Annotated in this window: 1 pseudogene; it reads right to left on the bottom strand. The window is 58.2% G+C overall.

The annotated features are described in order from the left end of the window. Positions 1 to 370 (bottom strand): annotated as a pseudogene (locus tag ATO11_RS21070) (transposase); the annotation flags it as partial. Positions 371 to 457 lie beyond the last annotated feature (87 nt).

The following is a 457-nucleotide window of genomic DNA, read 5'->3' as shown; positions in this document are numbered from 1 at the left end:
CGGACCGTCTTCGGATCGACACCGACAAGTCGGCAGGCCCGGCGTTGCGAGATGTCGTGATCCCGCATCGCCCTCAGCGCTGCCTCTCGCCGCTCGTTCGGCGTCGTCAGTTCTTTCCCAGAAGATCCTTCAGAACAGCATTGTCCAGCATCGTATCGGCCAGCAGGCGTTTGAGCCTGGCGTTCTCGTCTTCCATCGCCTTCAGCTTCGCGACGTCGGACACCTCCATGCCGCCGTACTTCGATTTGTATTTGTAGAACGTGCCCTGGCTGAGACCGTGCTTGCGACACACCTCCGCCGTCGGCATCCCGGCTTCCTGTTCCTTGATCATCCCGATGATCTGCGCCTCGGTGAATCGGCTCTTTCGCATTCGCTTGCTCCTTCAAAAGGTTGAGCAAACTCTACGCTAGAACGAGGGAAGTTTCGGGGGGCAGGTCAGTTGTTATAGTCGTATCTC

Source organism: Pseudaestuariivita atlantica (assembly GCF_001205715.1).
Lineage (GTDB): Bacteria > Pseudomonadota > Alphaproteobacteria > Rhodobacterales > Rhodobacteraceae > Pseudaestuariivita > Pseudaestuariivita atlantica.
Note: the sequence above shows the minus strand (reverse complement) of the source record. Positions and strands in the feature narration are given on the sequence as shown.